Consider the following 20859-nt stretch of genomic DNA (forward strand, 5'->3'; position numbering starts at 1 on the left):
AGCACGACGGCATCAGAACCATTCGACGCGGGTGACCGCCCGCCCCAGCGCCTTCTCGATCTTCTTGCACAGCGTGGGCGTGCCGTTGACCAGCACCGCTTCGGTCGCCACTTTCAGCATGGGTGCGTCGTACATCGAATCGCCATATGCCACCTGCCAGGCGGTGATTCCGTGCTGCGCCAGCAACTGCACCTTGCGCCTGCCCACGTTGTGCCGCAGCAACCGCATGCCGAGCCAACCGGGGCGCAGTTGCGAGGCCAGTATTTCCAGATTCGCCAGCCCGAGCTGCTGCAGGACGCGGCTGACCAGGGTGTACTCGCAGCCGGTCACCACGATCACCCGGTCGCCTTGTGCCTGATGCCGACGCAGTGCCTGCAGGCCATCGCGACAGAATTGCCGCGGCCGGCGCGCCAGCGTGTCGGCGAACACGCCCGCGACAGCCTGGTAACGTCGCTCGCCCAGCCCGAGCAGGGCAATGCGCACCAGCACGCGCACCGGCAATCGCCGCGAGAACGGCAGCTGCACCAGCAACAACGGTGCGCTCAACAAGGCCAGCAGCGGGCGCCAGAACGAATGCATGTAACGCTCGCGCATGAACAGATAGAACGAATCGCCGTGAATCAGCACGCCGTCGAAATCGAACAGCACCACCCGCGGCAACGCCACACCCGCCTCGGCCGTGTCGACCGGCCGCACCGGTGCCGCATCCTTCAGCAGGATGGTCACGGCGTACCGAACAACCGCCGCAGTTCGCTGCCGGGATCCTCGGCACGCATGAACGCCTCGCCGACCAGAAACGCCTGGATGCCGCCCTCGCGCAGGCGCGCCACGTCCTCCGGCGTGTGGATACCCGACTCGGCCACCAGCACGCGGTCGTACTCGATCAGTTCCTGCAGCGCCAGCGAGGTTTCCAGTGAGGTCTCGAAGCTGCGCAGGTTGCGGTTGTTGACGCCGATCAACGGCACCGGCAGCGCCAGCGCACGCTCCATCTCTTCCTCGTCGTGCACTTCGCACAACACGTCCAGGTCAAGTTCGGCGGCGAGCAGCGACAGCTGCAGCAGTACGTCGTCGTCCAGCGCGGCGACGATCAGCAGGATGCAGTCGGCGCCGATCGCGCGGGCCTCGTACACCTGATACGGATCGATGATGAAATCCTTGCGCAGCAGCGGCAGCGAACACGCCGCACGGGCCTGCTGCAGGAACGCCTCGCTGCCCTGGAAAAAATCGCTGTCGGTCAGCACCGACAGGCAGGCAGCGCCAGCGGCTTCGTAACTCTCCGCGATCGCGGCCGGATCGAAGTTCGTGCGGATCACGCCCTTGCTCGGGCTGGCCTTTTTCACCTCGGCGATCACCGCCGGCAGGCCGGCCGCGATCTTCGCCTCGATCGCGGCGGCAAAGCCGCGGGTATCTGGCAGCTGTGCGATGCGTGCGATCAGTTCGGCCAGCGGCAGCTTGGCCTGGCGCTCGGCAATCTCTTCCGCCTTGCGGGCAAGAATGCGATTGAGGATGTCGGTCATGGCATCTCGCTAGTCTGTATGGGGACGCATTCCGTGCGCGGGGTGTTCCGATCCTGCCACTTCGCCGACCTGTGCGCACCCGGCCGCGCACTTAGTCCCGCGCGGCAAGTCGCCGCGTGGCCGTCACGAAGGCCTGCATTTTCGCATGCGCGGCACCGCTGGCAATCGTGACACGGGCGAGCTCGATGCCATCGTCGACGGCGTCGACCACATCGGCCGCATACAGCGCCGCGCCCGCATTCAGGCAGACGATGTCGTGCGGGACGCCGCGGCGCCCTTCCAGCGCGTCCAGCAACATGGCCCTGGATTCGTCCGCGTTTTCCACCCGCAGGTTGCGGCTGGACGCCATTGCCAGGCCGAAATCCTCAGGTTCGATTTCGTATTCGTGCACCACGCCATGGCGCAGCTCGCCGACCAGCGTCGCTGCGCCCAGCGAAATCTCGTCCATCCCGTCACGTCCCCACACCACCATCGCGTGCCTGGCACCGAGCGCCTGCAGCACGCGTACCTGGATGCCGACCAGATCCGGGTGGAACACGCCCATCAGGATGTTCGGCGCATCGGCCGGATTGGTCAGCGGGCCGAGGATGTTGAACAGCGTGCGCACACCCATTTCCTTGCGCACGGGCGCGACCACCTTCATCGCCGGATGATGATTCGGCGCAAACATGAAACCGATGTCGGTCTCGACCATGCATTGGGCCACCTGCGCCGGGCTCAGGTCGATGGACGCCCCCAGCGCCTCCAGCACATCGGCACTGCCCGACTTCGACGACACGCTGCGGCCGCCGTGCTTGGCCACTCGCGCGCCCGCCGCCGCCGCAACGAACATGGCGGCGGTGGAAATGTTGAAACTCGACGCGCCATCGCCGCCGGTGCCCACGATATCCAGGAAATGCGGATGCGCGGGCGCCTCGACCTTGGCCGACAACTCGCGCATCACGCGCGCCGCACCGGTGATCTCGCCCACGGTTTCCTTTTTCACGCGCAGGCCGGTGATGATCGCCGCGGTCATCAGCGGGCTCACCTCGCCACGCATGATCTGGCGCATCAGCGCAATCATCTCGTCGTGGAAGATCTCGCGATGCTCGATCGTGCGCTGCAGGGCTTCCTGCGGCGTGATCGTGATCTCGCGCGCGACCTTGTTGCTCACATCCGCGCTCATGCGGCCAGCCGCAGCGGCAGGCCGAGGAAATTGCGCAGCAGGTCGTGACCATGCTGGGTCAGGATCGACTCGGGATGAAATTGCACACCTTCCACGGGAAGTGTCTTGTGGCGCAGACCCATGATCTCGTCGATCGAGCCGTCCGGATTTTCCGTCCATGCGGTGACTTCCAGGCAATCGGGCAGCGAGGACTGCTCCACCACCAGCGAGTGGTAGCGCGTCGCCTCGAACGGATCCGGCAGCCCGGCAAACACACCTTGGCCGCGATGGCGCACCGGCGAGGTCTTGCCATGCATGATCTGCTTGGCGCGGATCACCTTGCCGCCAAACACCTGGCCGATCGCCTGATGACCTAGGCACACGCCGAACACCGGAATCTCGCCGGCCAGCTCGCGCAGCACATCCAGCGACACGCCCGAATCATCCGGCGTGCCAGGCCCCGGCGAGATCATGATATGCGACGGCCTGAGCGCGCGGATGCCGACGACGTCCAGCGCATCGTTGCGCACCACCTTCACCGTTTGTCCCAATTCGCCCAGGTACTGCACGAGGTTGAAGGTGAAGCTGTCGTAGTTGTCGATCATCAGGAGCATGCGCTGACCCAATCTCTTTGCTTCAGAAGGAACTCGTGGGGAGCTTACTGTTTTGATACCCGCACGGGTACCCGCTTTCCGCGGGACGGGCTCCGGCAAGTACCGGCTTGCAAGGATAGCCGAGGCATGGGAGTGCGGGACCATCACGCGATCGCTGAAAGCGCCAAGGGCGAATGCGGAAACCGTTGACGATGAGGGCGCTGTCGCGACAGTCATTGTCTGGTCGCGGCCAACAGCGAGCTGCGGCGTGGTGCGGCGGCATGTCCTATCTGGCAGGGCCCGGGCCGCGCGTCATCCCTGATGCGCCGCCGCGCTTGCGCGTGACGCGCGGCCATGCCCGGCTTTTGCAACCTGGTCTGAGGGATTTGGCTGGATGTTCGGGACGAAAGTCACCCTCGGCAGGCGACTGCCGCGCCGGGATTTGCCTCGCAGAGCGGCGCGGATGGTTCCAGGCTCGCACGGCAGGCCAAGTGAAGGCACACCATCCGGGATGCGTCAGCCAAGCCCGGCTGCTCGCGCGATCAGGAACAAGCCTGCCCCGACGGCGATGGCTCCGGTGGCTCGCGCGACGCGCTCGCGGGCCGGGGCGAGACGCTCGACCGTGATGGCTGCCGTCACGACCGCCATCGCGCGCAGGTCCATGACCCCGATGACGAGGAGGATCGCCGTCATGCCGGCGCAGCAACGGCTGCAGTGGAGGCCGAGCTGCAGGCCGTATCGCCAGGCCGCGCCGGCGTCCGCCGGCAACGAGCAGCCGCGCCCCGGCGCCACCCGGCAGCAGGCAAGTTGACGTGCCTTCCACGCGCTGAACTGGAGCGCGCCGGCACTCAGCACGACCGCGCCGACCATGCTCGGAACGGCGCGTGCCAGCGCCGGCAGCTGCATCTCGACTGCTGCCAGCGCAACACCCAGCGGAAACACCGCCATCCCGAACACGACCCACACGGAGAAGTACCCCACGCCCACCAGCGCAGTGAGCCGGCCCAGGCGCGTCCCGCCTGTCCCGCCGACAAGCTGGCGGTAGCGCCACAGCATCGGCACGAGAGATGGCAGCATCATCGCCACCATCATCGCGATCCACATGCCAAGGAACGACGCGGCGACGCCGGGCCACGTCTGTCCGCACATCCGCATCCACGCCATCGACATCGCCCAGCCGCCGGGCATCGGCAGCGCGCCCATCGCCGACATGGATATGCAGCCGACGATCGTCGCCGCCACGCTGATGCTGAAGAGCAGCATGGCGACGACAAAGAATACCGACGCACAGGACGTACCCGTGCCGCGGGTGCCTGGATGCGCAGGCATAGTCTGCCCGGAGTCCATGCCTCGCGAGACCTCCCGTCTTGCGGGTGCGGCGGCCACATCCATGGCCTGGCTCAGCGCCTGTCGTACTCGTCGTGACGGCGCCACCAGACGCCTGTCTCGTTGCGTCCCCTGGGTGCGCGGTCGAGCCACGGGTACATGCCCCAGATGCCGTCCACCCCGCGCGCATAGCCGGAATAGGTGTGGTAGACGACACCGTCCTCGAGCACGAACGCGCTGATGCCAGGCCTGTCACGGGTGTAGGTGAGTGCGTCGGTTCCGCAGGTGGCCGCGAACTGAGCGACGGGCTCGGGGATCGACGATGTCGCATCCATGGCGTGGCCGCCGCGCTCGTAGTTGTATTCGATGCTCCCTTCGCGCTGCTGCTCCTCGCTGAACGAGACGTTGAAATCGAAGTTGAAGTCGCCGCCGGCCGAGGACGCCCAGGGAAACGTCCATCCCATCCGTCGCTGATACGCCTGCAGCTTTGCCAGCGGCGCCCGCGACACGGCCGAAAACGCGACATCGTGGTTTTCCAGGTGAACAACGATGCCGTTGAAACCGTCCGCGATCGACGAGCAGGACGGACAACCGGCGGTGTAGTCGGGCCCGAACATGAAGTGATAAACGAGCAGCTGCGAGCGCCCTCGGAACAGGTCCTCCAGCGAGGCGCTTCCCGCGTCAGTCTCGAATCGATACTTCTTGTCGATCCGCACCCACGGCAGTTCCTGCCGCTGCCGCGCCACCTCATCGCTGCGCCGCGTAAGCTCTTTCTCGGCATGAAGCAGCTCAAGCCGCGCTGCCAGCCACTCTTCGCGTGTTCCGGTCTTGTCGTTGGTCATCGCTTCTCTCCTTCTCGAACTCAGGCTGCGATCGGTGCGTTGCGCGCGTAGTCAGCCATCTGGCTGCGCAAGGCAGTCTGGAATGCCGGCCGCGCCTCGCAACGCTTGACGTAGGCATCGAGCAGCGGAAATCCGGCCACCAGATCCGTATGCCGGATGAATCTCAGCACGGTAGTCATCAGGATGTCGGCCGCCGTGAAACGACCCAGCAGATAATCGCGACCGTCGAGCCAATCGGAAAGCGCGGCCAATCGAGCCTTCACTTCGTCAACCACCCCGGCACGTCGCAGTTTTGTCCATGCTTCGCCAGGGTGCAGCTGATCCATCACCAAGAGATTCCAAAGCGGCGGCTCGACGGTATTGAGCGCGGCGAACATCCAGGTAAGCGTTTCGATGCGCTGGCCGGGAGGCATGAGCGCTTCGCAATGTTCGGCAACGGTATAGACGATGGCGCCCGATTCGATCAGGGTTCCGTCACCGGATTCGAGAACGGGCACCATCCCGAAAGGATGTTTGCGCCGATAGGCATCGGAGCTTCGCTCCTCGATGTCGATCCAGCGGCTTTCGTAGGCAAGCCCGGCCTCTTCGAGCGCCCAGCGCACGCGCAGATCGCGCACCAGCCCCTGGGCAAAAGGCGGCACCCAGCTGAAGCCCCACACAGCGATGTTTTCCATGTCGTTTCTCCTCGGATTCACGTCTTGTCGGTGCCGGTTGTCTCCGGCGCGTTGGTTGGTGATCGTGAGATAGACTGCGGCCGGGCCATCGAACGGTGGGAGTGACAAGTGTGGCGCGATTGAAATGGGCTTGATTCAACAGGGCTCGCTGAAATGAGCTCACTCGCATGGACTCCCTGATCACGGCCGCGGCTCGTGCGCTCGCAGCGGGCGATCCGCTTGGCGCGTTGAAGCGCGTCGCGCTGCGCGAGGATGCGCCTGCGCTCGCACTGCGCGGCATCGCGATGGCCCAGCTCGGCGATTTCGCACGGGCAAAAACGCTGCTGCGCCGCGCCGTGCGCGCCTTCGGCCCGCACGAATCGATGGCCCGCGCGCGCTGCGCCGTTGCCGAGGCCGAGATTGCGCTCGTCTCGCGCGACCTCGGCGAGCCCACCAAAGCGCTCGATGCCGCGCGAGCCACACTGGAAGCGCACGGCGATCGCGCGAACGCCGCGCATGCGCGCTATCTGCAGGCCCGACGCCTGTTGCTGATCGGACACCTCGATGACGCCGAACGCACGCTCGCCGAACTCGACCCTGCCGTGTTGCCACCCGCATCGCGGGCCTCCTGCGAGCTGGTCGTCGCGGGCATCGCGATACGCCGCCTGCGCACGGCGGCGGCGCGCGCCGCACTGGTTCGAGCCGAACAGGCGGCGCGCCAGGCCGGCATTCCGGCACTGACGGCGGAAGTCCAAAACGCTTTCCGCGTGCTGGAGCTGCCCGCCGCGCGCCTGATCACGCGCGGCGATGAGCGACTCCTTCAGCTCGACGAGGTCGAGGCCTTGCTGACCTCCCCTGCGCTCGTCGTGGACGCATGCCGCCATGTCGTGCGCGATGCGCGCTCGCTGATCTCGCTGGAGCGGCGCCCGGTGTTGTTCACGCTGGCACGGACCCTGGCCGAAGCGTGGCCGGGCGATGTGCCGAGGGCCACGTTGATCGCGCAGGCTTTCCGCGCCAGGCATGCCGACGAATCGCATCGCGCGCGCTTGCGGGTCGAGCTCGGGCGCCTTCGCACGCTGCTTCGCTCGGTAGCCGGCATCAGCGCGACCAAGCACGGCTTCGCGCTGGCACCGCACCACGTGGGCGAAGTCGTCGTGCTGGCCCGTCCCGTCGACGGCGCGCATGCGGCGGTGCTTGCCCTGCTCGCCGACGGTGAAGCGTGGTCGAGCTCGGCCCTGGCGCTGGCACTCGGCACCAGCCAGCGCAGCGTGCAACGGGCACTCGATGCGCTGGCGGCTGCAAACAAGGTGGACTCGTTCGGTCGCGGCCGGGCGCGCCGCTGGATGACCCCACCCGTACCGGGATTCCCGACAAGCTTGTTACTCCCGGCGCCCTTTCCCGGCGACTAAAATGGATGCATGAAACGATCAAGCGCCGAAATCATCAGCGAGTACGGTCCCTTTCCGGGTGTCGACAGCGTGGGCGGCGTCACCTATGACGGTGAGCGCGTCTGGTTTGCCGCCGGCGACACGCTGGCCGCGTTCGATCCGGCCAGTGGGGAAGCCTCGCGCACGATCGATGTGGCCGCGCATGCGGGTACGGCCTTCGATGGACGGCACCTGTTCCAGATCGCCGAGAACCGCATCCAGAAGATCGACCCGAACACCGGCCGCGTGCTCGCCACCATCCCGGCGCCGGGCGCGGGTGCCGACTCCGGACTCGCATGGGCCGAGGGCACGCTCTGGGTCGGGCAATACCGCGACCGCAAGATCCATCAGGTCGATCCCGAAACAGGGGCGATTCTTCGCACCATCGCGTGCGACCGTTTCGTCACCGGCGTCACCTGGGTCGACGGCGAGCTCTGGCACGGCACCTGGGAAGGTGACGAAAGCGATTTGAGGCGAGTCGATCCTCGAACAGGAGAGGTCCTGGAGGTACTTGAGATGCCACCTGGCGTTGGCGTATCGGGGCTCGAGTCCGATGGCGGCGAGCAGTTCTTCTGCGGCGGCGGAAACAGCGGCAAGGTGAGAACCGTCCGCCGGACCAGGCGGGTCCCCGCGGGGGCCAGCGACTCCGCGGGCGCCTCCGTCACCGTCACGAGCAAGTAGTCGGAGCGGCCCGCGCGGACGCAGGCGGCCGCAGGCGGCCGCTTTATCGCCGCAGCCGCGCAGGGTCCAGCATGGTTGCCGAGAGGCCGGCGTCCGCTAGATGACCCGGCAGCGGCCGGCCGAGCGCCAGGTTGGCGCAGGCTTCGCCCATCGCGGCACTGGTCTGGATGCCGTAGCCGCCCTGCGCGGCGACCCAGAAGAAACCCGGGCCATCCGGTGCGAAGCCGCCGACTAGGTCGCCATCGGCAACGAACGAGCGCAGACCGGCCCAGCTGCGGCGCGGGCGGCGGATCTCCAGCGTGGTCGCTTCCTCGATCCGGTGGATGCCCAGCGCGATGTCATAGTCCTCCGGCTGCACGTCGTGCGGCTCGACCGGATCGGCGTTCGCACACGTGCCCAGCAACAGGCCGGCATCGGGTTTGAAGTAGAAGCTCTCGTCGAAGCTGGTGATGAACGGCCAGTGCGCGGTGGCGAGATTTTCCGGCGGATCGAACAGGAACACGGAGCGCCGCTTCGGCACGATGCCGATCGGCGCCACGCCGGCCAGCGCCGCGACCTGATCGACCCAGGCACCGGCCGCATTGAGCAGCAGTGGCGCACGAAATGCCTGTTCGCCGTCGTCCACCTGCCAGCCACCCGCGCCGCGACTGATCGCGCGGATGCCGACGTTCAGGCGCAGCTCGCCGCCGCGCGCACGCAATCCGCGCAGGAAACCCTGGTGCAGTTCGTTGACGTCGATATCGGCCGCGCCGGGTTCGTGCAGGCCGATCCGCGCCGACTCGGGGCGCAGCACCGGCACCGCTGCAAGCAGACGGGCCGCATCATGCAGTTCGATGTCGCGGGTGAACGGCACGATCGCCTCGTACAGCGCCAGCACATTGTCGGACTGTGCCGCATTGCCGATGATCGTGGCGCCGCGCGGCGTGAGAATGGGATGGGCCGCGAAACCCGCTGGCGGCTGCATCAGGAACGGTCGCGTGGCACGGGTCAGTGCGCGCACCTGCGGCGAGCCGTAGGTCTCGCTGAACAACGCCGCCGAACGGCCGGTCGAGTGCATGCCCGCAAAGGTCTCGCGCTCCAGCATCAGCACGCGCGCATGCGGCGCCATGAAATACGCGACCGATGCGCCGCCGATGCCGGCGCCGATCACGATCGCATCGAAATCCCGAACGTCGGAACTCATGTCGAAACTCATGCGGTATCGCGCCTCGATTGTCGGGTGACCAGGCTGGTGGCGGTGAGGTCGGCAGTGACGTTGCCGAGCGTGGCGAGTGCATCGGGGATGGTGTCCACCGCCAGCATCAGGCCCAGCGGACTCAGCGGCAGGCCCATCGCCTGCGCCACCGGAAGATTGGTGGCGATGAAGGTGACCTGGCCCGGCAGGCCGACCGAACCCAGGCTGATCACCACCGCCAGCATCGCGCCGGCGAGCAGTTGCGCGGTGCTGAGGTCGATGCCGTAGGCCCAGGCGATGAACACCGCCGAGGTGACGTACTGCACCGGGCTGGTCAGGCGGAACAGGCTCACCGCCATCGGCAGCACCAGTGCGGTGACCTGCTGCGGATAGCCGAGCCGGCGATCCGCGCTTTCCAGCATGGCCGGCAGCGAGGCCAGCGACGACTGCGTGCTGATCGCCACCACCTGAGCGGGAACCAGTGCGGCGGCGAAGCGGCGCAGCCGCTCGCCACCGAAGATCACCGCCACCGGCAGCATCATCACGGTGACCGCCAGGTACAGCAAACATTCCACCAGCACGTACACGCCGAGTGCGCTGAGCATGCCCAGTCCCGAGCGCGCGCATACCGACAGGATCAGCGCGAACACGCCCAGCGGCGCGGCCCACAACACCCAGCGCACGATCACGATCATCGCGTCGCTGATCGCCTGGAAGAACTCCAGCAGCATCGCGCGCCGCACTGGCGCGATGCGCGTCAATGCGAAACCGAGGAATAGCGCAAACACCACCAGCGGCAGCATCGCGCTCTGCGCCGCGGCCATGATCGCGTTGTTCGGCACGATCGCGGTGAGCGCATCGACCCAGCTGACCGGCGCCGCCTGTGCGGCCGATGGAAGCGCAGCGTGACCGAGCGCCGCGATCAGCGCCGGATTGTGCGGAAACAGTGCGAATACCAGTGGTGCAGCCAGCGCCGCGAACACCGCGCCGCCGGTCAGCACCACGATGAACACCACGATCGCGCGCCGCGCGATGCGGCCCGAGGCCGCCGCGTCGGTGGCGGTGTTCACGCCCACCACCACCAGCGCCAGCACCAGCGGTACCACGGTCATCTGCAGCGCGTTCAACCACAGCTTGCCGATCGGCTGCGCCACGTTGGCGACCTGCAGCGCCAGCGCCGGATTCCAGCCGACCAGCAGCAGGCCGATCACCGCGCCAGCGGCGAGGCCAGTGAGCACGCGCGCGGTCGCACTCACGGCGTGTCACCCGTCGCGGCGATCGCCGGCAACTGCCAGTCCGTGCGCAGCCGCTCGTATTCGTGCTGCGGCAGCAGGATGAAGATCGGCTGGTCTTCCGGCCGCAGCCACGCCAGCAACGACTGCATCACCGGCGGCGTCATCGCGGTGCAACCCGCGGTCGAATCCGTCGGCGATTTCCACAGGTGCGCGAAGATGCAACTTCCCGCCAGTGGTTTCGCCTGCGGATTCTGTTCGATCACGAAACCCATGCGGTAGCGCTGGTCGCCATGGGCATGCAGGTCGCGCCGCATCGGCTCGGTGGAACCCTTCACCGCGTCGGCGCCGACCACGTTCGCATCGACGATGCGGTTGTAGTGCGCCGCGCCGCTGACGTCGACGCAGTACTCGGTGGCGTTGAGCGCGAGATACGGCATCGCCGTGTCGACACTGACGGCATAGCCGAAGCTGTCGCCAATGCGGAACACGCCGGCCGGGCTGCGGTTGTCGCCTTCGCGCTTGACCGGCCCGCCGGTTTGCGGCGCGTTCAAGCCCAGCCCCCAGCCGGCACCAGTCTTGCCGATGGTCACCGGTGCCGCCACGCCGGCCGCGACCCAGCCATGCGCGCCGCGCGTATACGTGCGCAGCGTGCCGTGATCGGTGCCCCAGTCGGCGATGGTGACCAGCACCAGCTGGCGCGATGACTGCCAGCGGCTGGCCTTAGCCGGCTTCAGATCATGCGCAGCGCAACCGGCCACGAGCGTCAGCGCCAGCACGAAGCACGCAGCGCACGAACGGGTGTAACGTCGAAAAATCATGCGCACCTGCCTGCAAAGGATGGGTTACGGCTCCAGCATCAGCTGGATACGGTCGAGATTGGCCAGCAGCTGCGCGTGGCGGTCGTCGTGCCCTTCGCACAGCAGCACGAACACGCTATCGAGCAGATGCTGCAGCGCCGACTGGTACAACAGCGGTTGGATGTACGGTTGCTCGTCGTGCGCGGACACCACCAGCGCGATGTCGGCCAGCGTGCGCAACGGGTTGGCGGTGTGCCGCGTCACCGTGATCACCTGGCCGCGGCGCTCGCGGAAATAGCGGCTGATCTTGCACAGCGCCGGATGGTTGCCGTGCTCGGAAAACACCAGCAGCACGTCGCCGGCACTCGCCGCGGAAACATTGGCGGTCATCCGCGCGGTGTCGAAGTTGTGCACGGTGAGGATGCCCAGCAAGGACAGCTTCAGCGCGAAGCCACGTGCGTAGATGTCGTCCTCGCCCAGACCGATGATGAATACCTTGCCGGCGCGACCGGCCTGCTCGATCGCGTCCGCCACTGCATGAATGGTCTGCGGCGGGTTGATCAACCGGGTCGCCTCTTCGGCCTCGGATTTACGTCGCCACAGGTTGCCGGCGAGCGAGGCATCGGACACGCCGTCGGCGGATGCCGTCAGCTGCGGCGTATCGCCGTTGTCGGCACGGGCAATCGCCTCGCCGACCGAATACTTGAGATCCGGATAACCCTTGAAACCCAGCTTCTGGGTGAACTTGACCACGCTGGACTGACTGATGCCCAGCGCGTTGGCCAGCTGTTGCGAGGAGTAATCGCGCAGCAGCTGCGCGTTCTCCAGGATGAAGTCGGCGATGCGCCGCTCCACCGCCGACATCTGGTCGCGTTCCGAACGGATTTTGACCAGCGCGGACATCAAGCTTCGATCCTCTCCAGTCCGCGGATCTCGCGGATACCCAGACCGGGCGCATCCGTCACCGAGATTTCCGATTCGTTGAAGATTACCCCACCGTCGACCGGATTGAACTGGCACAGCGAGGGTCCGTCCAGGTCGATCTTGGTGATCACGTTCGACTTGGCCACCGCCACATGCACCGCCGCGGCCACGCTGATGCTGGTCTCCAGCATGCAGCCGATCATGCACTCGACGCCGTGCATCGCCGCGATATCGGCGATGCGGATCGCGTTGGAGATGCCGCCGGTCTTCATCAGCTTGATGTTGATGATGTCGGCCGCGCGCAGGCGGATCAGCTCGATCACCTCCATCGGGCCGAACACGCTCTCGTCGGCCATTACCGGCGTATGCACGCGCTCGGTGACGTAACGCATGCCGGCCAGGTCGCGCGCCTTTACCGGCTGCTCGATCAGCTCCAGCTTGATGCCGGCGTCCTCCAGCGTCTGCAGCGCGTACACCGCCTGCTTCGCGGTCCAGCCCTGGTTCGCGTCCAGCCGCAGCAAGGCGCGACCTTCCACGGCGGCATAGATCGCCTTGACCCGCTCGATGTCGACGCCGATGTCCTTGCCGACCTTGATCTTCAGCGATTCGAAACCGCGCTCCACCGCGGAGACCGAATCGGCCACCATCTTGTCGATGTAGTCGACGCTGATGGTGATGTCGGTGGTGATCACCGGGTCGCCGCCGCCGAGCAGTTTGTACAGCGGCGCGTTGTAGAGCTGGCCCCACAGGTCGTAGATCGCGATCTCCACCGCCGCCTTGGCGCTGGTGTTCTTCTCCATCGCACTCTGGATCAGCTGGGTGATGTGGTTGAGGTCGGCGATCTCCTGGCCGATCAGGCGCGGCGAGATGTAGTGGCGGATCGCGGCGATGATCGAGCCGTGCGTGTCGCCGGTGATCACCGCGGTGGCCGGTGCCTCGCCGTAGCCGACGTGACCGGAGTCGGTATGCACCATCACCACGATGTCTTCGACTGTATTGACCGTGCGCAGCGCGGTCTTGAACGGGGTCTTCAGCGGTACCCGCAGCATGCCGAACTGGATGTCGGTGATTTTCATGGCAAAGCCTTCATGGAATCCGTGTCCCTGTTTCTTCTTGGAGCGATCTGCGGCGGCTCAGTGGCGAATGCGCACGATGCTGGTCATGCGGTCGACGAACGTCTGGTGATCATTGAACTGCATCGGCAACAGCGGCGTGACCGACACCGCGTTGAGCTTGATGCGGCGCATGCTGCCGTCGGCCTGGCGATAGGTCATGCCGCCGACGTCGTGGATCACGTACGGCTGGCCGTCGCGCTGACCGATCACCATCATCACGTGGCCGGGGATGTAGACCAGGTCGCCAACCTGCAGCTCGTGCGCCGCCTTGATGCGCGCCTCGCGGCTGTCCTTGTCGGTGAACGCGCGGTGCTCCAGCGCCGGGCTGATCGCCTGCTTGCTGGTGTTGCGCGGCATCTGCACGCCCATGCTGCGGTAGACATCGGAGACGAAACCGCTGCAGTCGCGGCCGTCGTACGCATGGCCCCAGCCGTAGCGTTCGCCGAGGAACTTGAACGCCTGGCCGATGATGTTGGCCGGCGTCAGCGGCAGGTAGTCGCCGGCGGTGTCGGTGTTCTTCTGCAGCAGCGCCGGGCTGAACTGCAGTTTGCCGTCGGCGCCGCGCAGCGGCAGCTGCAATGTATACGCGGCATACGGCGTCTGCCCGTTGACCGGCTGGTCCGCGGGCAGATCGGTCTGCAACGGCACGCGCGTACTCATGTCGAGCTGCAGTTGCGAGACGCCCGGCACCTCGCGCGCGAACACGGTGCGCTCGGTGGCGCCGGTAATCACCCGATACGGCGTCTTGTCGGCATAGCCGAAGACCTGTGCGGCGCTGCCTTCGGCCACGTTCTCCTTCTCGGTCCACGCGGCATAGCGCGGGCTCACCACGAACAGCCAATGTCCGTCGCGGCTGGCATGCACGATCGCCACCGGCACGCCGGGAAACTCGGCGGTTTCCTGGAAGCGGTCGATATCGGTGTCACCCTTTGAACTGAAGACACGCAAGTTGGTGGGAAAGCTGCGGAACGACGCGCGCCGTACCATCAGGCCGTAACGCGTGTCCTGCTGCGCTGGAATGTCGGACAGCGCGAGGTTGTCGACCAGCGCATCCAGCGTGGCGGCGGCCACTGACTTGCCGTCGACGTCATACAGCTGCCGCGTGGGCCGTTCCGACAGCTCATTGATCCAGCCGGCTACCTGCTCGCGCGTCAACGTCTTCGGCAACGCACGCAGGTCGTGCATCGACGGATCGGTCTTCAGCAGCGTCGCGTTCTCCGCCTCGATCTGCGCACGGGTGAGGATCACCCGATCCGGCTGCTTCTGCAGACCAATCCAGTACGCCGGCGTGAGTTGCGCATCGCCCACGCCCATCACGCCCGACGGCGGGATCGCACTAGTGGAGATGTTGTCGCGCGCGTGCAGCGGCGCCACGACAAGGCCGAGGACGAACAGCGTGGCTAGTGGAAGCGGAAGCGGAAGTCGCATGATCTTGCTCCTGAAATAAGGCCCGCTCACTGGCCGGCCAGCGCTGACATCACGGTAGCCACCAGCAGGCCGAAACCTGTGCCGAGGATATAGCCCAGCAAGGCCAGCAGGACCCCGACCGGCACCAGCGCGCGCGAATAGCTCGCGGCCAGCACGGGCGTGGCGGCGACGCCACCGATCTGCGCCAGCGACGAGATGCCGCAAAGGTAGAGGTCGAAACGGAACAGCTTGGCGAAGCCGATCAGCAGCACCGCGTGAATGGCGATGATGGTGACGCCGCACAGCAGATACAGCGGCGCCGCGGCGATGCCATGGAAGTTGCTCTGCGAGGCAAGTACCGCGACCACGCTGATCAGCATCGCGCTGGAAATCGTGCCGGCGCCCGGAAACCGTGCCAGTGGCGTGTGCGCCACCACCAGTCCCGCGGCCGTGGCCAGCAGGATCGTCCATGTGGTGCCGCTGACCATGCTGGAAACCGGCAGCCAGCCCGACAGCCAACCCGACAGCGCGGCCACCGCCAGCGCCATGCCCAGCCACAGCAACACGCTGTCGTAGGTGGTCGGCCCGCTGGCCGGCGTCTCGGCCACCTCCATGTCGCCGCTGGATTTGGCTCCGGTCCAGCGGTTGAACGCCGGCGCCAGTCGCGCCACCGAGAACAGCACCACCACCCACATCGAGTAGCACAACGCATCGGTAAGCAGCGACATCGCCAGGTGCTGATCGGACATTCCGATCGCCTGCTTCACCGCGATCATGTTGGCGGTGCCACCCATCCAGCTGCCGGATAGCGCGGCCAGTGGCTGCCAGTCGTTGCCCGGCAGCCAGTGCCGGTACAGCAGGAAAGTAGCGATGAAGGCGATGAACAGGGCGATCGCAGCACAGGTGAATACGCCCAGCACGCGCGGTCCCAACCGCCAGATCGCGCGCAGGTCGCAGTTGATCATCAGCAGGAACAGCAGCGCCGGCACCATATGTGCGGTGAGCATCGACTGCGCCGCGCGGATCTCGTCATTGACCTGCCACAGGCCCGACACCGCCAGTGCGGTGACGAACAAGTAGGTGAACACGATCGGCGGCAACACCGAGAACACCCGCCAGCCGAAGCGCCGCTCCATTGCGGGGAACAATCCCGCCGCCAACAACATCACGGCCAGATAAGGCCAGACCGTATGGATCATTGCGTTCCCTTGTGGGTGGTTCGCGAGCAGGCGCAAACCCGTTGAGTTTCGTTGCCTAGGAATAGCTGATTCTTTACAAGTTCAATTGAAGCATAAATTATTGACCGGCATTTGCAAGCGTGTTACACAACGGTTTCAGGGGAATCAAATCGGGGACGTTGGTCGATGGATACGTTGTTACCTGTCGCAAAGGAAGTACGCCGCCGCGGCCATGGCCTGCGCATCACCTCGTGCCTGCTCGCCCTGCTGCTCGCCCTGCTGCTCGCCGCTCCGTTGGCGATGGCGACCGGTGCTGACAAACCTGTCGACGCCATCATCGCCCAAATCGACGCCGGCCACTTCAAGGCGGCCGACGCGGCGATCAGCGACGCGCTGGCCGCATCAAAGCTGTCCGCCGATACGAAAACCTCGCTCACGTTCCAACGCGAACGCATGCGCCGCATTCTGCTCGACTTCACCCTGAGCGCCGATGACGTGAAGGCACGCGTGCGCAAGGAGATCCCCGACCTGACCGAGGCCGAGTTCGCGAAATGGAATGCAGCCGGCCTGTTCGAACACCAGGTCATCGACGGCAAGACGCTGTACTTCAAGCGCTCGCCGGGCAACCTGTTCCGGCTCAGCCCGGAGGCCGTGGCACGCCGCGCGGTGCAGACACCGCCCGGTGACGGGCCGATGGAGACACTGAACGACCGTCAGCGCGCGATCTACCACGCCGCGCTGACCGAACAGCGCAGCAGCGTGCTGCCGCGACGCCTGCGCATGACCCAGATCCTCACCGTCGATGCCGATGCGGTGCCCGCCGGCGAGACCGTGCGCGCGTGGATCCCGTATCCGCAGGCGGTGCCGGGCCAGCAGGAAGACATCCGCTACGTCGCCAGCGAACCGGTCACGCACGAGATCGCGCCCGAATCGGCGAAGCAGCGCACCGTGTATCTGGAAAAGCCTGCCGTGGCCGGCCAGAAGACCGAGTTTTCGGTGACCTACGAACTGACCCTGCTGGCGCAGTACCACGCGATCGACCCAGCCAAGGTCACGGCAGAGAAAATCACGCCGGAGTTGGCCCCGTTCGTGGCCGAACGCGCACCGCATATCGTGTTCACCGACGCCATGCGCAAGTTCTCGCACGACGCGGTCGGCGACGAGAAGAACCCCTACCGCATCGCGCAGAAACTGTTCGCCGCGGTCGACAAGATTCCGTGGGCCGGCGCGCGCGAGTACTCCACCATTTCCAACATCAGCGACTACGCACTACACGCCGGCCACGCCGACTGCGGCCAGCAGACCCTGCTGCTGATGACCCTGCTGCGCCTCAACGGCATCCCCACGCGCTGGCAGTCGGGCATGGTGTATTCCGACGACGGCAGCGACTACAGCAACATCCACGACTGGGGCTACTTGTACCTGGCGCCGTACGGCTGGGTGCCGATGGACGTCACCACCGGCCGGCTGCACCTGGCCGCGTCGGACGACAAGGCGCTGGAGTGGTTCTACCTCGGCGGCCTCGACAACTATCGCATCGCGTTCAACAACGACTTCGGCCAGCCGTTCGTACCGGCGAAGCGGCATTTCCGTTCCGACGACGTGGATTCACAGCGCGGCGAGGCCGAGTGGAAAGGCGGCAACCTCTACTTCGACCAGACCGGCTACGACTTCAAGTGGCAGATCCTGCCATCGACGCACGGACGCAACAGCAAGTAACCAGAAACTTTTCATAACACGGCATCGACGGCGTCGATGGGGGAGATCGGGAGATGAGCAGTACTCGGACATTGCGCAGGAAGGTAATCTGCATCGCGCTGGGCCTTGGCCTTGCATCGCTGGGCGCGCCAATGGCATTCGCCGGCAACAATGACGGCTCGGTGGTGGGCCATGCCCAACCCGGTGCGGTGATCACCGTCGTGAGTCCGGCGACGGGGCTTACCCGCACCATCACCGCCGACCAGCGCGGCAATTACCGCTTCCCGTTCCTGCCGGTGGGTGAATACACGCTCAGCGCCAGCAAGGATGGCCAGCCGCTGGGCCAGCCACGCACGGTGACCGTCAGCCTGGGCAACGCCACCACGCTGGACTTGGGCGCCAGCTCCAACGCGACCGAACTGTCGGCCATCCAGGTCACCGGCAATGGCTTGCCGGTGATCGACGTGACCTCGACCGAATCGGCCACCAATGTCTCCCGCGCCGAACTGGTACGCCTGCCGGTCGACCAGAACGTCACCTCGGTCGCGCTGCTGGCCCCGGGCGTGGTCAAGGGCAATGCGAGCTTTGGCGGCATTTCCTTCGGCGGCTCGTCGATCGCCGAGAACGCGTTCTACGTCAACGGCCTCAACGTCACCGATTTCTACAACCGCAACGGCTTCTCCGAAGCCCCGTTCGCCTTCTACGACCAGTTCCAGGTCAAGACCGGCGGCTACTCGGTCGAGTTCGGCCGCACCACCGGCGGCGTGGTCAACGCGGTGGCACGTTCGGGCACCAACGAATTCAAGGGCGGCATGGAAGTCACCCTGGAGCCGGGCAACTGGCATTCGCGCGCCGATGACCAGTACGACGCCAACGGCAATCGCTACCTCACGGCCAGCCACGACCAGGCCTCGCTGGTGAAGACGAACGTCTGGGCCTCCGGCCCGATCGTCAAGGACAAGCTGTTCATCTTCGCCATGTACGAAGCCCGCGGCAGCACCCCGCGCAACACCAACAACGCCGGCACCACGCTGACCGCCAACAATTCGGATACCGGTTTCTGGGGCACCACGATCGACTGGAACATCACCGACAGCAACGTGCTGCAGCTGATGGCGTTTTCCGACAAGAACAAGAACACCGGCGACGTCTACAGCTACAACTACGACACCAACACCATCGGCACACGGACCAACAAGGTCTTCAGCGATACCGGCGGCAAGGACTGGGCACTGACCTGGACCAGCTACCTCACCAATGACCTGTCGATGAAGCTGATGTACGGCCGCAACGAGCGCGAGGCATTCACCCGCTCGCAGCTGGACATCGGCTGCAACTACGTCTCGGCGAACAACGCGTTCCTGCAGATCCACGACCCGGGCGTGCAGCTAGGCTGCACCAGCAGCTCGACCGTGTACGAGCGCAATGACGTGCGCAAGCAGGCGCGTGCCGATTTCGAGTGGACGCTGGGCGACCACCTGCTGCGTTTCGGCTACGACCACGAGAACGACACGTCCGACTACAGCCGCCACTACGCCGGGCCGGGCGCGTTCTACTACAACCTTTACGCGGCCGATCCCGGCGACACCATTTCCAATGGCGGCGTGATGCCGGCGGGCTACGACGCCTACGTGCGCGCGCGCCGCTACGAGATCGCCGGCACATTCACGACCAAGAACGCCGCGTACTACATCGAGGACAGCTGGAAGGTGACGCCCAACCTGGTGCTCAATGCCGGCGTGCGCAACGACAGCTTCGACAACCAGGATGCCGCGGGCAAGAGCTACATCAAGATGAGCCGTCAGATCGCGCCGCGACTGGGCTTCTCTTGGGATGTCGCCGGCGACGGCAGCACCAAGGTATTCGGCAACCTCGGCCGCTACTTCCTGCCGGTGGCCAACGTGATCAACATCAAGCAGGCCGGCGGCCTGCTCGACGAACGCACCTACTATGCCTTCGATGGCTGGGACTACCAGACCCTCAACGGTGTGCAGTACGCGATCCCGAAACTGGGGCCGCAGATCGGCGCGGTGGACACATCGCAAGGCGACGGCACCGTGGGCGACCTGCGCTCCGAAGTCGACAAGAACATGGATCCGGTCTACCAGGACGAGGCGATTCTCGGCTTCCAGCAGATGATCAATTCGCAGTGGTCCTGGGGCGTGAGCGGCACCTACCGGCGCCTGCACAACGCGATTGACGACATGGAGATCAGCGCCACCTCGCAGTGCGGCGAGAACGGCTACATCGGCTGGGTGATGGCCAATCCGGGCAAGAAAGTCACCGTATGGGGCGACACCAACTGCGACGGCACCGCCGATGGCTACCTCACCGTGGATACCTCCAAGGAAGGCTGGGCGATGTATGACGCCGACGGCAAATACCTGGGCCAGCGCGGCTGGGTGAAGCCCAAGCGCACCTATGCCGCCCTCGAGCTGCAGCTGAACCGGGCGTGGGACGAGAAGTGGTCGATGAACGCCTCGTACACGATGTCGTGGAACCGCGGCAACGCGGAGGGCCCGGTCAATTCGGATACCGATTTCGATGACACCGGCCGCACCGAGAACTTCGACGATCCGTGGGTGAACCTGGGCGGAGACGGCTACCTGCCGAACGACCGGCGCCACCAGTTCAAGCTGCGCGGCACCTATGCGCTCACCCCGCACTGGCAGCTCGGCGCCGACATGAGCGCCGCATCGGGCGGCCCGATCACCGGCTTCGGCGTGGGCAACCCCTACGATGCCACCAACTATCACAGCTATTTCGTCTGCGTGCAGAACTGCGATTCGCCGGTTTCCGAGGATCGCGTCTACGCGCGTTCGCCGCGCGGCAAGTACGGCCGCCTGCCGTGGACGTTCACCCTCAACACCGGCATCAGCTACATCCAGCCGTTCGATGGTGGCGAGTTCCGCATCAAGCTGGCCGTCTACAACCTGCTCAACCAGAAGCGCACCACGGCGGTGGATCAGGATCTGCAGACATCCATCTCCAATTCCACCAGCGAAACGTTCCGCCAGCCGCTGGGCTTCCAGTCGCCACGCTTCACCCAGCTGACCATGTCCGTCAACTTCTGATCGACCTCCCCGATCGCGGCCCGCCCCCTGGCGGGCCGCTCTTTTTTCAGTCACCGCATCGACAGCCGGCACCT

The 20859-nt window shown here is 65.8% G+C and carries 18 protein-coding genes; 4 read left to right on the forward strand and 14 right to left on the reverse strand.

Annotated features, from left to right (window positions below; translation table 11 throughout):
* Nucleotides 1–12 precede the first annotated feature (12 nt).
* From EAH75_RS11455 to EAH75_RS11485, 7 genes are all read right to left on the reverse strand, one after another.
* Nucleotides 13–720 (reverse strand): haloacid dehalogenase-like hydrolase, encoded by a 708-nt coding sequence (locus EAH75_RS11455; protein WP_428993512.1) that lies wholly within the window; start codon nt 718–720, stop codon nt 13–15.
* 2 nt (nt 721–722) lie between these two features.
* The gene (gene trpC / locus EAH75_RS11460) at nt 723–1517 is read right to left on the reverse strand and encodes an indole-3-glycerol phosphate synthase TrpC (RefSeq protein WP_140649214.1); all 795 of its coding nucleotides are present in this window, start codon (nt 1515–1517) and stop codon (nt 723–725) included.
* A gap of 91 nt (nt 1518–1608) precedes the next feature.
* Entirely contained in the window at nt 1609–2682 is a 1074-nt protein-coding gene (trpD, locus tag EAH75_RS11465; RefSeq protein WP_140805503.1) for an anthranilate phosphoribosyltransferase, read from the reverse strand.
* Complete coding sequence (locus EAH75_RS11470; protein ID WP_140649212.1) at nt 2679–3275, reverse strand: anthranilate synthase component II; 597 nt, start codon at nt 3273–3275, stop codon at nt 2679–2681. The genes trpD and EAH75_RS11470 overlap by 4 nt, the downstream gene beginning before the upstream one ends.
* Nucleotides 3276–3770: 495 nt before the next feature.
* The gene (locus tag EAH75_RS11475) at nt 3771–4646 is read right to left on the reverse strand and encodes a DUF2182 domain-containing protein (RefSeq protein WP_241668935.1); all 876 of its coding nucleotides are present in this window, start codon (nt 4644–4646) and stop codon (nt 3771–3773) included.
* Between the two features lie 8 nt (nt 4647–4654).
* The gene (locus EAH75_RS11480; protein ID WP_140649210.1) at nt 4655–5422 is read right to left on the reverse strand and encodes a DUF899 domain-containing protein; all 768 of its coding nucleotides are present in this window, start codon (nt 5420–5422) and stop codon (nt 4655–4657) included.
* A gap of 20 nt (nt 5423–5442) precedes the next feature.
* Nucleotides 5443–6096 (reverse strand): glutathione S-transferase family protein, encoded by a 654-nt coding sequence (locus EAH75_RS11485; RefSeq protein WP_140805505.1) that lies wholly within the window; start codon nt 6094–6096, stop codon nt 5443–5445.
* Between the two features lie 167 nt (nt 6097–6263).
* On the opposite strand from EAH75_RS11485, the gene EAH75_RS11490 reads away from it, so the two are divergent.
* Both EAH75_RS11490 and EAH75_RS11495 read left to right on the forward strand, forming a co-directional pair.
* Nucleotides 6264–7484: a helix-turn-helix domain-containing protein gene (locus EAH75_RS11490; protein ID WP_140805506.1), complete on the forward strand. Its 1221-nt coding sequence runs from the start codon at nt 6264–6266 to the stop codon at nt 7482–7484.
* Nucleotides 7485–7493: 9 nt separating this feature from the next.
* A complete protein-coding gene (locus tag EAH75_RS11495; RefSeq protein WP_140805508.1) occupies nt 7494–8183 on the forward strand; it encodes a PQQ-binding-like beta-propeller repeat protein in 690 nt (229 codons plus the stop codon).
* 43 nt (nt 8184–8226) lie between these two features.
* On the opposite strand, the gene EAH75_RS11500 is transcribed toward EAH75_RS11495, so the two are convergent.
* Genes EAH75_RS11500 through EAH75_RS11530 form a run of 7 tightly spaced genes read right to left on the reverse strand, consistent with a single transcriptional unit; the run spans nt 8227 to nt 16034 of the window.
* Entirely contained in the window at nt 8227–9366 is a 1140-nt protein-coding gene (locus tag EAH75_RS11500) for an NAD(P)/FAD-dependent oxidoreductase (RefSeq protein ID WP_140805509.1), read from the reverse strand.
* Nucleotides 9367–9374: 8 nt separating this feature from the next.
* On the reverse strand, nt 9375–10613 hold the full coding sequence (locus EAH75_RS11505) for a dicarboxylate/amino acid:cation symporter (protein ID WP_140649199.1): 1239 nt from the start codon (nt 10611–10613) through the stop codon (nt 9375–9377).
* On the reverse strand, nt 10610–11410 hold the full coding sequence (locus EAH75_RS11510) for a L,D-transpeptidase family protein (protein ID WP_241668936.1): 801 nt from the start codon (nt 11408–11410) through the stop codon (nt 10610–10612). Before EAH75_RS11510 ends, EAH75_RS11505 begins: the two co-directional genes overlap by 4 nt.
* Before the next feature lie 24 nt (nt 11411–11434).
* Complete coding sequence (locus EAH75_RS11515) at nt 11435–12292, reverse strand: MurR/RpiR family transcriptional regulator (protein ID WP_140649197.1); 858 nt, start codon at nt 12290–12292, stop codon at nt 11435–11437.
* The gene (locus EAH75_RS11520) at nt 12292–13389 is read right to left on the reverse strand and encodes a dipeptide epimerase (protein ID WP_140649195.1); all 1098 of its coding nucleotides are present in this window, start codon (nt 13387–13389) and stop codon (nt 12292–12294) included. The genes EAH75_RS11515 and EAH75_RS11520 overlap by 1 nt, the downstream gene beginning before the upstream one ends.
* Nucleotides 13390–13446: 57 nt before the next feature.
* Entirely contained in the window at nt 13447–14856 is a 1410-nt protein-coding gene (locus EAH75_RS11525) for an SH3 domain-containing protein (protein ID WP_140805511.1), read from the reverse strand.
* Nucleotides 14857–14882: 26 nt separating this feature from the next.
* Nucleotides 14883–16034 (reverse strand): DUF819 domain-containing protein, encoded by a 1152-nt coding sequence (locus EAH75_RS11530; protein ID WP_140805513.1) that lies wholly within the window; start codon nt 16032–16034, stop codon nt 14883–14885.
* Between the two features lie 165 nt (nt 16035–16199).
* On the opposite strand from EAH75_RS11530, the gene EAH75_RS11535 reads away from it, so the two are divergent.
* Nucleotides 16200–17732: a transglutaminase-like domain-containing protein gene (locus tag EAH75_RS11535; protein WP_140805515.1), complete on the forward strand. Its 1533-nt coding sequence runs from the start codon at nt 16200–16202 to the stop codon at nt 17730–17732.
* A gap of 53 nt (nt 17733–17785) precedes the next feature.
* Entirely contained in the window at nt 17786–20785 is a 3000-nt protein-coding gene (locus EAH75_RS11540) for a TonB-dependent receptor (RefSeq protein WP_140649188.1), read from the forward strand.
* The last annotated feature ends 74 nt before the right edge of the window (nt 20786–20859 follow it).

The sequence above is a fragment of the Rhodanobacter glycinis genome (assembly GCF_006438785.1).
GTDB lineage: Bacteria > Pseudomonadota > Gammaproteobacteria > Xanthomonadales > Rhodanobacteraceae > Rhodanobacter > Rhodanobacter glycinis_A.

Excerpts from the sequence above, each read along its gene's own strand:
- EAH75_RS11480 (WP_140649210.1), bottom strand. The coding sequence starts at position 5,422 with ATGACCAACGACAAGACCGGAACACGCGAAGAGTGGCTGGCAGCGCGG.
- EAH75_RS11525 (WP_140805511.1), bottom strand. The coding sequence starts at position 14,856 with ATGCGACTTCCGCTTCCGCTTCCACTAGCCACGCTGTTCGTCCTCGGC.
- trpD (WP_140805503.1), bottom strand. The coding sequence starts at position 2,682 with ATGAGCGCGGATGTGAGCAACAAGGTCGCGCGCGAGATCACGATCACG.
- EAH75_RS11530 (WP_140805513.1), bottom strand. The coding sequence starts at position 16,034 with ATGATCCATACGGTCTGGCCTTATCTGGCCGTGATGTTGTTGGCGGCG.
- trpC (WP_140649214.1), bottom strand. The coding sequence starts at position 1,517 with ATGACCGACATCCTCAATCGCATTCTTGCCCGCAAGGCGGAAGAGATT.
- EAH75_RS11490 (WP_140805506.1), top strand. The coding sequence starts at position 6,264 with ATGGACTCCCTGATCACGGCCGCGGCTCGTGCGCTCGCAGCGGGCGAT.
- EAH75_RS11475 (WP_241668935.1), bottom strand. The coding sequence starts at position 4,646 with ATGGATGTGGCCGCCGCACCCGCAAGACGGGAGGTCTCGCGAGGCATG.
- EAH75_RS11540 (WP_140649188.1), top strand. The coding sequence starts at position 17,786 with ATGAGCAGTACTCGGACATTGCGCAGGAAGGTAATCTGCATCGCGCTG.
- EAH75_RS11510 (WP_241668936.1), bottom strand. The coding sequence starts at position 11,410 with ATGATTTTTCGACGTTACACCCGTTCGTGCGCTGCGTGCTTCGTGCTG.
- EAH75_RS11495 (WP_140805508.1), top strand. The coding sequence starts at position 7,494 with ATGAAACGATCAAGCGCCGAAATCATCAGCGAGTACGGTCCCTTTCCG.
- EAH75_RS11535 (WP_140805515.1), top strand. The coding sequence starts at position 16,200 with ATGGATACGTTGTTACCTGTCGCAAAGGAAGTACGCCGCCGCGGCCAT.
- EAH75_RS11520 (WP_140649195.1), bottom strand. The coding sequence starts at position 13,389 with ATGAAAATCACCGACATCCAGTTCGGCATGCTGCGGGTACCGCTGAAG.
- EAH75_RS11500 (WP_140805509.1), bottom strand. The coding sequence starts at position 9,366 with ATGAGTTCCGACGTTCGGGATTTCGATGCGATCGTGATCGGCGCCGGC.
- EAH75_RS11485 (WP_140805505.1), bottom strand. The coding sequence starts at position 6,096 with ATGGAAAACATCGCTGTGTGGGGCTTCAGCTGGGTGCCGCCTTTTGCC.
- EAH75_RS11470 (WP_140649212.1), bottom strand. The coding sequence starts at position 3,275 with ATGCTCCTGATGATCGACAACTACGACAGCTTCACCTTCAACCTCGTG.
- EAH75_RS11515 (WP_140649197.1), bottom strand. The coding sequence starts at position 12,292 with ATGTCCGCGCTGGTCAAAATCCGTTCGGAACGCGACCAGATGTCGGCG.